The 10,582-nt window shown below is 66.7% G+C and carries 8 protein-coding genes; 5 read left to right on the forward strand and 3 right to left on the reverse strand.

Features of this window, described 5'->3' with window-relative positions; genetic code table 11:
• Nucleotides 1-65: 65 nt before the first annotated feature.
• Complete coding sequence (gene ilvC, locus ACIBTS_RS46950; RefSeq protein ID WP_399327752.1) at nucleotides 66-1,064, reverse strand: ketol-acid reductoisomerase; 999 nt, start codon at nucleotides 1,062-1,064, stop codon at nucleotides 66-68.
• 364 nt (nucleotides 1,065-1,428) lie between these two features.
• On the opposite strand from ilvC, the gene ACIBTS_RS46955 reads away from it, so the two are divergent.
• Complete coding sequence (locus ACIBTS_RS46955) at nucleotides 1,429-3,273, forward strand: S9 family peptidase (RefSeq protein ID WP_399327754.1); 1,845 nt, start codon at nucleotides 1,429-1,431, stop codon at nucleotides 3,271-3,273.
• Between the two features lie 365 nt (nucleotides 3,274-3,638).
• Nucleotides 3,639-4,502, forward strand: coding sequence for an alpha/beta fold hydrolase (locus tag ACIBTS_RS46960; RefSeq protein WP_399327770.1), 864 nt, complete (start codon nucleotides 3,639-3,641; stop codon nucleotides 4,500-4,502).
• Nucleotides 4,503-4,751: 249 nt separating this feature from the next.
• Here the strand turns inward: ACIBTS_RS46960 and ACIBTS_RS46965 are convergent, their stop codons facing one another.
• Nucleotides 4,752-5,486 (reverse strand): alpha/beta fold hydrolase, encoded by a 735-nt coding sequence (locus ACIBTS_RS46965; protein WP_399327756.1) that lies wholly within the window; start codon nucleotides 5,484-5,486, stop codon nucleotides 4,752-4,754.
• A 267-nt stretch (nucleotides 5,487-5,753) separates the two neighbouring features.
• Between ACIBTS_RS46965 and ACIBTS_RS46970 the strand changes: the two genes are divergently transcribed.
• The 3 genes from ACIBTS_RS46970 (at nucleotide 5,754) to ACIBTS_RS46980 (ending at nucleotide 9,530) form a co-directional block, all read left to right on the forward strand.
• Nucleotides 5,754-6,686 (forward strand): SDR family oxidoreductase, encoded by a 933-nt coding sequence (locus tag ACIBTS_RS46970; RefSeq protein ID WP_399327772.1) that lies wholly within the window; start codon nucleotides 5,754-5,756, stop codon nucleotides 6,684-6,686.
• 352 nt (nucleotides 6,687-7,038) lie between these two features.
• The gene (locus ACIBTS_RS46975) at nucleotides 7,039-8,139 is read left to right on the forward strand and encodes a phenazine antibiotic biosynthesis protein (RefSeq protein WP_399327758.1); all 1,101 of its coding nucleotides are present in this window, start codon (nucleotides 7,039-7,041) and stop codon (nucleotides 8,137-8,139) included.
• Complete coding sequence (locus ACIBTS_RS46980; protein WP_399327760.1) at nucleotides 8,139-9,530, forward strand: aldehyde dehydrogenase family protein; 1,392 nt, start codon at nucleotides 8,139-8,141, stop codon at nucleotides 9,528-9,530. Before ACIBTS_RS46975 ends, ACIBTS_RS46980 begins: the two co-directional genes overlap by 1 nt.
• A 24-nt stretch (nucleotides 9,531-9,554) precedes the next feature.
• Here ACIBTS_RS46980 and ACIBTS_RS46985 read toward each other — a convergent pair whose 3' ends face one another.
• A complete protein-coding gene (locus tag ACIBTS_RS46985) occupies nucleotides 9,555-10,145 on the reverse strand; it encodes a DUF5134 domain-containing protein (protein WP_399327762.1) in 591 nt (196 codons plus the stop codon).
• Nucleotides 10,146-10,582 lie beyond the last annotated feature (437 nt).

Here is a 10,582-nt window from a genome sequence, read left to right on the forward strand (position 1 = left end):
TTCCGAAGCGTGCCGACTCCACGCCGGAATCACTCATCCAGCACTTCGCACGAGCCGCAGGATGCTCACGCCTCCTCGTTCACCCAGCTCATCAGCTTGCGCAGTTCCTTGCCGGTGGTCTCCAGCAAGTGCTCGGAGTCCGCGGTCTTGTACTCGTTGTACCTCTTCAGACCGCCGTGGTACTCGGCCATCCACTCACGGGCGAAGGTGCCGTCCTGGATCTCGGCGAGGACCTTCTTCATCTCGGCCTTGGTGGCGTCGGTGATGATGCGCGGGCCGGTGACGTAGTCGCCCCACTCGGCGGTCTCGGAGATCGACCAGCGCATCTTCTCCAGGCCGCCCTCGTACATGAGGTCGACGATCAGCTTCAGCTCGTGCAGGCACTCGAAGTACGCGATCTCCGGCTGGTAACCGGCCTCGGTCAGCGTCTCGAAACCGGCCTTGACCAAGGCGGTGGCGCCACCCGCGAGGACGGCCTGCTCACCGAACAGGTCGGTCTCGGTCTCCTCGGTGAAGGTCGTCCTGATGACACCGGCACGGGTGCCACCGATGCCCTTCGCGTACGACAGGGCCAGTGCGAAGGCGCTGCCGGAGGCGTCCTGCTCCACCGCAACGAGACAGGGGACACCGCGGCCCTCCTCGTACTGACGGCGCACCAGGTGGCCCGGACCCTTGGGCGCCACCATGCACACGTCCACGCCGGCCGGGGCCTGGACGAAACCGAAGCGGATGTTGAAGCCGTGGCCGAAGAACAGTGCGTCGCCGTCCTTCAGGTTGTCCCTGATGGACTCCTCGTAGACCTGGCCCTGGACGGGGTCCGGGACCAGGATCATGATGACGTCGGCTTCCGCGGCGGCCTCGGACGGCGTCACCACGCGCAGGCCCTGCTCCTCGGCCTTGGCCTTGGACTTGGAGCCCTCGTGCAGACCGACCCGGACGTCGACACCCGAGTCACGGAGCGACAGCGCGTGGGCGTGGCCCTGGCTGCCGTAACCGATGACCGCGACCTTGCGGCGCTGGATGATGGACAGGTCGGCGTCGGCGTCGTAGAACAGCTTGGCCACGGCGATCACCTTTCACTCGGAGTAGGAGCCTCGAGGACAACCAGTAGAAGTGTGTCCTCACTCGGCAGTGAAACACTATCGCACCTTGTGTTGTCACAGCTCGTGTAGGTTCGAGGCTCCTCCTCACATGTGAGAAGGGAAGACATGCTGTCGAAGAAGCCCATCACCCGGCTTGAGATGAGGAAAGCATGGTGTACGTGAGTGCGACGCCCCCCGTGCCAGTGAAGGTGGTGCCGTGATGACACCGGCGCCCTTCGGGTCATGGGGTTCCCCCATTGACAGCGCGGCCGCGACGGCGGGTGTTGCCGCAGGACAGATCGCGGCACCGTCGTACGTCGGCCTGGTCGACGGCGAGGCGTGGTGGGTGGAGCCGCGTCCCAAGGAGGAAGGCCGGTCGGTGCTCGTGCGCGGTCGAGCCGACGGTACGACGGAATCGCTTCTGCCCGCCCCGTGGGACGTGCGCAGTCGAGTCATCGAATACGGCGGCCGGCCCTGGGCCACCGCCCAGGACGGTGCGGACACGCTCGTCGCCTTCGTCAACCATGCCGACCAGCGACTGTACACATTTCGTCTGAACGAGGGGCGCAGCACCGCGCCCCTCGCGCTGACCCCGGTTTCACCGGTGGGTGGAGGCATCCGTTGGGCCGAGCCGGTGCTCGATCCGGCGCGCGGCGAAGTCCGCTGTGTGATGGAGGAGTTCACGGGGGACAGCCCCAGCGATGTACGGAGGGTTCATGCTGCCGTACCGCTCAGTGGCGCGGCCGCCGCCAACCGCTCTGTCGTCCGTGAGCTGTCGGCGACAGACCATCGTTTCGTCGCTCAAGCACAACTCTCGCCTGACGGACGACGTGCCGTGTGGCTCGCCTGGAACCACCCCCATATGCCGTGGGACGCGGCTGAACTGTGTATCGCCGAGGTGACCGACGACGGCTCCTTGCGGCGTGGGAGAACGCTCACCGGAGGGCCGGGCGACCCGGTGGCGCAAGCGGAGTGGTCTGCCGTCGGCACGTTGCTCGTGGCTTGTGAGGGCACCGGGTGGTGGAACCTGTACGAGGTGGACCCGGACACAGGTGACAGGCGTTCGCTGCACCGGGCCGAGGAGGAGTTCGCCGGTCTGCAACGCCTGGGGCTCCGGTGGTTCCGGCCACTTGCCGACGGACGTCTCGCCATCCTCCATGGCGTGGGAGGCCAGCGGCTCGCCGTCCTGGACCCCGCGCACGGGCAGTACGTCGACGTGCCTGGCCCGAAAAACGAGTGGCTACCCCATATCGATGCCGTCGGGAACCGAATCGTCGGGGTGGCGGCGGGACGATTCACTCCCTACGAGGTGATGGAGGTGAACGCGGACTCCCTGGCCGCCCGGGCCATAAGTCGTACGCCCAGGATGACGGTAGACGCCGAGTACCTGCCGGTACCGGTCCCTCGAACGTTCAAGACCCATGCGGGACATGCCATTTACGCGCAGGTGTATTCCCCGCGCAACGCCGCCTTCTCGGGCCCGTCCGGCGAAGTGTCCCCATTGGTAATCTGGGTGCATGGGGGGCCCGGTCTGAGGGCTCCTCTTGCTCTCAATCCGGAGATCGCCTACTTCACCTCTCGAGGCATCACCGTGGCGGAGGTCAACTACGGTGGCACGCCGGGATTCGGACGCGCCTACCGCGAGCGACTGCGCGAGCAGTGGGGCGTGGTGGACGTCGAGGACTGTGCCGTGGTCGCACAGGAGTTGATCGCCGAGGGCACGGCCGCCGCGGGGCGAGTGGCGATCCGAGGCGTCAGCGCGGGCGGTTTCACCGCGGCGGTGTCGGTTGCAGCGCACGATCGCCACCTGTACGCCTGTGCCACGCTTTACTGTCCCGTTCTGGATCTCCTCGCTCTCTCCGCGGGAGGGACACACGACTTTGAGTCGCACTACCTGGACTCGCTGATCGGCCCGAAACAGTGCGCGGACCTCTATCGTGCCCGGTCCCCGATCCATCAAGTGGACCGGATAGACGTACCGCTGCTGCTCTTCCAAGGACTGGACGACGTCGTGTGCCCGCCGTCCCAGGCGGAAGCCTTCACCGGTGCTCTGTCCCGGCACGGGGTGCCGTACAAGTACCGCACCTTCGAAGGCGAGGGCCACGGATTTCGCCGACAGTCAACGCTCATGACGTGCCTCGAAGAGGAACTGCGGCTCTACGCGGACGTGTTCCGCTTTGCTGTGTCCTAGGTGTTCTGTCCCGGGAGGTTGTGGATGCGTGAGGCAGGTCTCGGCTGAGGGATCTTGAACAGGTGAGGGCCTTCCGGTTCGGTGTGGATTGCGACGTCTACACCAACCGAAAGGCCCTCGTGTCCCACCGTAATGCACCCCTGACCGAGACCGGCTCCGTGTGCCCTTCACTGAGCGATTCCCTCTTCGTGTAGCCGCACAGTGTGAGCACCTGGCGAGACAGTGTGTGATGCGTGGCACAACGTATTGAACTGGGTGCCCGGATGCCGCAGCATCTGGGAGATGTGAACGCCGTACAGGGGCCGACGGCCCTTCCTCGTCCCACCGTTGACCCGGACTCGCCTCTCTCTCCCGCCACTCACATCATCTCCGTCCGTCAGGGAACTTCTGTCGTAGACCAGCGCTATCACGTTGCCGGCACCGGTCCCGTATGCCTCGTCCACCCTGGGGGACCGGGCATCAGCTGGGAATATCTGCGCGTTCCCGAGCTGGAGCGAAGCATGACGATGGTGTACCTGGAGCCCGTCGGCACAGGTGCGTCCGGCCGACTGGCCGATCCACGCGGCTACAACCTGGCCACGTACACACACTTTCTGCACGCGGTGATCGAGCATCTGGCGCTGCCGAAAATCATCTTGCTCGGTCATTCCCACGGTGGGTTCGTGGCTCAACGCTACGCTCTTGATCACCCGGACCGCGTGGCCTCGCTGATCCTGTACGACACCTCTCCGGTGACGGGCGACGACTTCTGGCGGACCGCGGTTGCCAACTTGGAGCAGTTCGCCCGTCACCACGTCTCCGAGCACCCGGAGGTGGCCGACTATGTCGCCGGGCTGACCAGCCGGCCCGACCGGTTCGACGACGAAGGCGCGACGGCGGTGCTGCGCACGATCGCTCCTGCCTATTTTCACGACTACTGGGGCCGCGAGGACGCTTTCGCCCCTGGCCGTCAAGCCCTGCGCATGTACGCGGCACCCTCCTGGGGCGAGGGTCCCACGTTCGACGTACGAGAAGAGCTGTCCGCCATCACCGCCCCCACGTTGGTACTGGTCGGAGACGAGGACTTCATCTGTGGGCCGCACTGGGCCAGGCTGATCCACAAGGCGGTATCCGGGTCACAGCTCACGGTCCTTGATCGGACAGGACATCTTGGCCATATCGAGAGCTCCGAAGAATTCACCACGGGGGTGGTCGAGTTCCTCTCTTCTGTCTCCCGGGACACCGCATGAGGTGACGGGAGCACTCGGGAACTGCCGTCCCCACCACGGCAGTTCCCACCAGCACAGCGCTCCTGTTGCGACCAGGGCCGCGCCCGCCTGCTCAAGACGCCGGCGCCCGGGCATCGCTGACCGGATCTCATGCGGGAGCACCGGATGTGCCGTCTCTCATGGACCCGCGGCGACTCCCCGCGCGGCATCGAGGGGATGATCCCGGTCCCCGCGCTCCAGGCGCGCACGGCCAACCCTGTCGCCGTACCGTCAGCCCTTGGGGAAGGCCGCCCAATGAGCCTCCAGAAGTGCGGCGACCTCTGCCGGCCGCTCGAGCACCGTCCAGTGGTTGCAATCGAGCTCGGCGACCTTGGAGGCGCGCAGGGACGCGGCGAGCCTCTCACCGAACTCGATCTGGCAGGCGGGGTCGAGCGCTCCCCAGAACACGAGAGACGGCGCGGACACGTTCGCCAGTGCCGGTTCCCATTCCGCCCCCATGGTCACGGCGGAGCGGTAGAGCTTGAGGATGCTGTCCTTCATCACCCCGTCCACGCGGCTGACCATCTCCTTGGCAGGCCCGGCGGGGAGGTCGAAGCCCTTTACCAAGTCGTCGGCAAAGGACTCCGCTTGCAGCTCGTTCATGAAGCGCTCGCCTTCGACCGGGTCCTGCCATGTCACGGCAAGCGGATGCCATGCATAGTCGGAGCTGACCGGTCCGTTGCCTCCGGCCCAGGTACGCACGAGATCGGGCCGGAGGGATGCGACACGGGCAGTGAATATGCAGCCCCAGTCGTGACCGACCAGGTCGACCGGCTCGCCGATTCGCTCCAGGCGGTCGATGAGCCAACTGACGTACTCCTCCTTGGTGGATCCGAAGTCGTCTGGCCGGGCGGCGCCGAACCCGGGCAGGTCCCAGGCTTCCACGTCGGTCCGGGAGAGGTGTCGACGCACGTCGTCCCACACGTGGTGGGTATCGGGGACGCCGTGTATCAGGATGGCAGGCATAGGGGTGCCCTTCGTCGATCGAGGAATTGGTCGACTGTCGTGAGTGAGCAGCCGTACTCCACGTGGGATGTCCGGCGACCATATCGCCAGGACAGCATCGTGTCACACGGTGTTATCGTCTTCCATCCGTTCAAGTCGTTTCATCAGGTGGTGCTCAGTGGTTCCATGTCCTGTCCGATTGATCCACGGTCAATCAGCACATGGATCGGGCCGCGCGCTGCGTGGACGCTGGTGACCCGGACTTACCGCCCCGACCAGGAGTATGTGATGAACGAAATGACGGAGCCCGACCTGCGAGGAAGGCTGGCCGTGGTCACCGGGGCGAGCGACGGCGTCGGCCTTGGGCTGGCCACTCGGCTCGCTCATGCTGGTGCCGAGCTGATTCTGCCGGTACGCAACATGGCCAAAGGAACCACCGCCCTCGAACTGATCCGAACGAGCGTGCCGGGTGCGCGGATCTCCCTTCGCCTCCTCGACCTGGCTTCCCTGGCGTCGGTGGAGGACCTCGCCGACACGCTCAATGCTGAATGCAGGCCGATCCACCTGCTCGTCAACAACGCAGGCGTAATGTCGCCGCCCTTGCGGCATACGACCGAGGACGGATACGAGCTCCAGTTCGGAACCAACTACCTCGGTCATGTGGCCCTCACCGGGCGGCTGATGCCGTCACTGCGGGCCGGTCAGGCTCGTGTGACCACAGTGACCAGCAGCGCCGCGCGTGGCAGCCGGATCAACTGGGACGACCCGCAGAGTGTGAAGCGGTACTCCCCGGTGCGCGCGTACGGACAGTCCAAGCTGGCCAACCTGCTGTTCGCTCTCGAACTGGAGCGTCGCAGTGCATCGGGCGGCTGGGGCCTCGTCAGCAACGCGGCCCACCCCGGTACGACTCTGACAAATCTCTACGCAGTCGGGCCCAACCTCGGCCGCGCCCGTCCCGCGCCTCACGCGGCGATCATGAGGCGGCTCGCACGCTGGGGTGTCTTCGTGCAGTCCGTCGACGCCGGCCTGCGTCCGCTGCTGTACGCGGCGGCGAGCCCGGAAGCCGAAGGCGGGCGTCTGTACGGCCCCGATGGCTGGGGCCAGTTCACGGGCAGTCCCACGGAACTGGCGCTCTACAAACCGGCCCGGAGCAAGGCGGACGCATCTCGGCTCTGGCAGCTGTCCGAGCGTCTCACCGGAGTCACCTTCGCGGCGGTCTGAAGGCATCCGACGGCCCGGGGACGGGGTGACTGCTTCGGCGTTCAGACCGACCGGGCCAGGACACGGAACCCTGCCTGACGGACAGTAAGGCGGCCCGGTTCGGGCTTAGTTCGCACCTTCCTCGCCCGCACGGCCGGTGTCACACCAACGGGAGGACCTCGGTCTTGTATGTGCGGGCGTGGCCGTCAGGCCTGCTGCACCAAAGTTACAGAGAACGTGCCGTACCGGCACGGGTGTGCGCGTCGCCGTTGCGGGGCGGCACAGACACGAGCCTGTCCCGTGAGCGCTGAACGCGCCGGTCCTGTCCCGCACTCCGGTACCGGCCCTACGGGCTTCGAGAAAGGACGTTGCGATGGTGGACGAGTCATTGACCATTCTGGATGCCGGTCCCTTTGACCGCGTGGACCCGGACGAATTCGTCCGGGCGGCCATGCGGTGGCACTTCGACCCCGCGACCGGTTCCCGGTACTGGCTCGACCGGGCCGATCGGCTCGGCTTCGACCCCCGGCATGACATCAAGGGTGTGGCGGACCTGGTCCTGTTTCCCGACCTGGCCGACGAACTGCGGGGGGTGCGGGTGGCGGATCTCATCCCCAGGGGCTACGGATCCGGGGCCAAGCTGCTGAACGTGTTCGACAGCGGCGGGACGACTGGAGCACCCAAGCGCGTCATCCAGCTGGACGACTGGATGCGGCACGGTACTGAGCAGGTGAACCGAAGTCTCAGGGCCCATGGGCTGCCCACGGGCGGTCTGTGGCTGACTGTGGCGCCGACGGGACCGCACCTCGTGGGAGACGTGCTGCAGCGGGCGGCGGCGGGTCTTGGCAGCGTGGGCCTGAGCGTCGACATGGACCCCCGGTGGGTGAAGAAGTTGGTCGCCGCGGGCCGGGCCGACGAGGTCGACGCCTACACTGACCATCTCGTCGATCAGTGCCGGCGCATCCTGCTCAGTCAGGACATCGGCGTCATCGCGGCCACCACCCCGCTCCTGGAGCAGTTCGCCCGGGAGGACGGTCTGGTCGAGATGATCAACGGCAGTGCCAAAGCGATCATCTGGGGCGGTACGCACATGGACCCCGACACGCGGGAGCTCTTGAGCACCGAGGTCTTCCCCGATGTGCCGGTCATCGGCATGTACGGCAACACCCTGATGCTCACCGCGCTGATGGAGAGGGTCGGTCTCACGGCCTCGGAGCCGTGCGTGTTCGACCCGTTGTCGCCGTACGTCTTCCTGTCGGTCGTGGATCCCGGCACCGGGGAACGGGTGGAGGTCGGCGAACGCGGTCAGGTGGTGGTCAGCCACGTCAGCAAGTCCATGCTGATCCCGAACAACAAGGAGCGGGACACTGCGCTGCGGGTCCGTCCCGCTGAAGGCCACGTGGGCGACGCCGTAGCGGACGTCGCGCCCGTACCCACAGTCAAGGGCGAGACGGTGATCGAGGGCGTCTACTGATGAAGACTGTGGCCTTGGCCGACCCCATCTACCTGGACGCCTTGGGCCCTCGGGGTGCTTACCGGACGCGTGTACCGACCTCGGTGACGGACGTGACCGGCACCGAGGTCGCGCGGCTGAGCCTGGTACCGCCGCTCTTCGTGACGCGGGCGATGACCGCCTTGCGGCAGGCCGGGCCGATCCCCTCGGCCGAGCTCGACGGTCTGCTCGCGGCGGCGGCCGACGCTTTCGCCTCCGGCACGATAGGCGGTCTGAGCGTGCGGGAGTACGAGCAACGCGTGAGCCGGACGTCGGGCACTCCCCTGTCGGTGGTGCACGCCGCGACCGACGGCACGGCTCGCTTCGTGCGGCAGGCCCGTTCGTCCGCCTGGCGGGGCAGGCCGGTGGGCGCGGCCTACGGTCTGCGTGACTCTGCCGTCCGTGAGGGACATGCGGTCTGGGTGCGTCAGGGCGACGTGTTCGCCGTCAACGCCTCCGGTAACCACCCCGGCGTTCACCGTCTGTGGCTGGAAGCGCTGGCGCTGGGTTACCGCGTCGCCGTCCGCCCGTCGAGGCGTGAGCCGTTCACCCCGTACCGGTTGGTCGGGGCGCTGCGTCAGGCCGGGGTACGAGACGACCAGCTCGTATTGTTGCCCACCGACCACCGGACCGCCGACACGGTGGTCCGCGATGCCGACCGGGCTGTGGTGTACGGCGGTGACGACGTGGTCGCCAAGTACGCGAACGACCCCGGAGTCCTGCCGCAAGGACCAGGCAGGTCGAAGATCCTCATCACCGCGGACACTGACTGGCGTGACCACTTGGACACGATCGTGGCGTCTGTCGCCGACGAAGGCGGAACCGCGTGTGTCAACGCCACTGCAGTCCTTTTCGAAGGCGATCCAGCACCTCTCGCCGAGGCCATCGCGGCACGCCTGTCAGCACTGCCCAGCCTCCCTCCGCAGGACGAGAGGGCGGTTCTGCCGGTCTGTGCGCGGGAGCGGGCACACGCTCTCAGCGCATACCTGGGAACCGTGGCCGCGGGGACGCGCGCCTGGCTCGGCGGCAACGGGATTGCCGACGATCTCGGCAACGGGAGTGCCGTACTGCGCCCCGCCGTCCACCAGACCGACAGCGCCGGCGCCGTCCAGCTGCGCAGCGAACTGCCCTTCCCCTGCGTGTGGGTTGCGCCCTGGAGCCGGTCGGACGGCATTGTTCCGCTGAGGGACACGCTCGTACTGTCGGCTCTGACGCGCGACGAGGAACTCCTGGACGCCTTACTCTCGGAACCCACCATCGCCAACCTGTACATCGGCGATCAGCCGACCTACTGGATGGCTCCGGGAGTGCCCCACGACAGCTACCTCTCGGATTTCCTGATGCGCAGCAAAGCCGTCTTCGACGCGTGGTGAGGCGGGCCGGCCGTCGTGTCCGTTTTAGTGGTGCATGAGCAGCATGATGACCGTGCCCAGGGCCATCGACCCGTCCCAGAAATGGCCGTAGGGATCCCTCGGAGTTCCGGCGTCTCTCCTGTCGGCTGTGAAGCGCAGCGCGGGCATCTCGCGGGTCAGCGACCGCAGTGCACAGCCCAGGAGGTACAGCACCAGCATCGTGACGGCCACGTCAGCGATCGCTGGATGCCCTGCGGAATGGGCGAGATGCCGTCCCGAGGCAGGACCGTCGGCCAGGGTTTCGTGCGACGGACCCGCCATGGAGTGGGACGCCCATGCCATCCAGCCCATTGCCGCCATTCCCGCCGCCTGGGGCAGCCTCCTGACGTGTGCGCGGACTACGGATTCCTGGCGGCGGACAGCGGTCAGCGGAAACCACAACGCGGCGGCGGCGAAGAAGACCATCTGTGCCACCGTCGGCAGCACCCGGGCCAAGCCCCACGGCATCGCCGCCATGGCAAGGGCCATCGCGGCATGCAGAAGATGATCGACACGGGCGCGCCATTGCGGTCTGCCGAACAGCAAGCCGCGGCGCAGTCCGTGGCCTGCTGCGGCCACGAAGAGCGCTGTCAGCATGCAGTACACGACGTCGGAGGGACTCATGCCTTGGCGCACTCTCCTGGGGAATCGACCGGTTCTTCAGGAACCGGCGTGTGCGAACGATGGCGCTCCAGCCGGTGGGCCGCGAATCGCACAGGCGGTCCCGCCGCGCCAGTTCCTCCCTGCCTGTCCACCACAGGCGGGGCATGCGCGGCACTCGCGTCATCGTCCCCACCAAGTGGATTGGCACCTACGTCAACGGGTCGTCGTGCTGGTATCGCAGAGCGGCATTGCCCGCTCATGAACACTGTGCAAGTGATGACCGGGCAGGCCGTTGATCTGTGACATGAACGGTGCGAAGTCTGTCCAACGAGGCACGTGTCGGCAACGGCTGAATTTGGGACCAGTTCGAACGGTTCAATCGTGAGCCACTGTGCGGCCTCCGGTGGTTCGTCAGTCGTTGTCGGTGGCGG

It is taken from the genome of Streptomyces sp. NPDC050121, assembly GCF_044460385.1.
GTDB lineage: Bacteria > Actinomycetota > Actinomycetes > Streptomycetales > Streptomycetaceae > Streptomyces > Streptomyces soliscabiei.

Excerpts from the sequence above, each read along its gene's own strand:
- ACIBTS_RS46965 (WP_399327756.1), bottom strand. The coding sequence starts at position 5,486 with ATGCCTGCCATCCTGATACACGGCGTCCCCGATACCCACCACGTGTGG.
- ACIBTS_RS46970 (WP_399327772.1), top strand. The coding sequence starts at position 5,754 with ATGAACGAAATGACGGAGCCCGACCTGCGAGGAAGGCTGGCCGTGGTC.
- ACIBTS_RS46975 (WP_399327758.1), top strand. The coding sequence starts at position 7,039 with ATGGTGGACGAGTCATTGACCATTCTGGATGCCGGTCCCTTTGACCGC.
- ACIBTS_RS46980 (WP_399327760.1), top strand. The coding sequence starts at position 8,139 with ATGAAGACTGTGGCCTTGGCCGACCCCATCTACCTGGACGCCTTGGGC.
- ACIBTS_RS46985 (WP_399327762.1), bottom strand. The coding sequence starts at position 10,145 with ATGCTGACAGCGCTCTTCGTGGCCGCAGCAGGCCACGGACTGCGCCGC.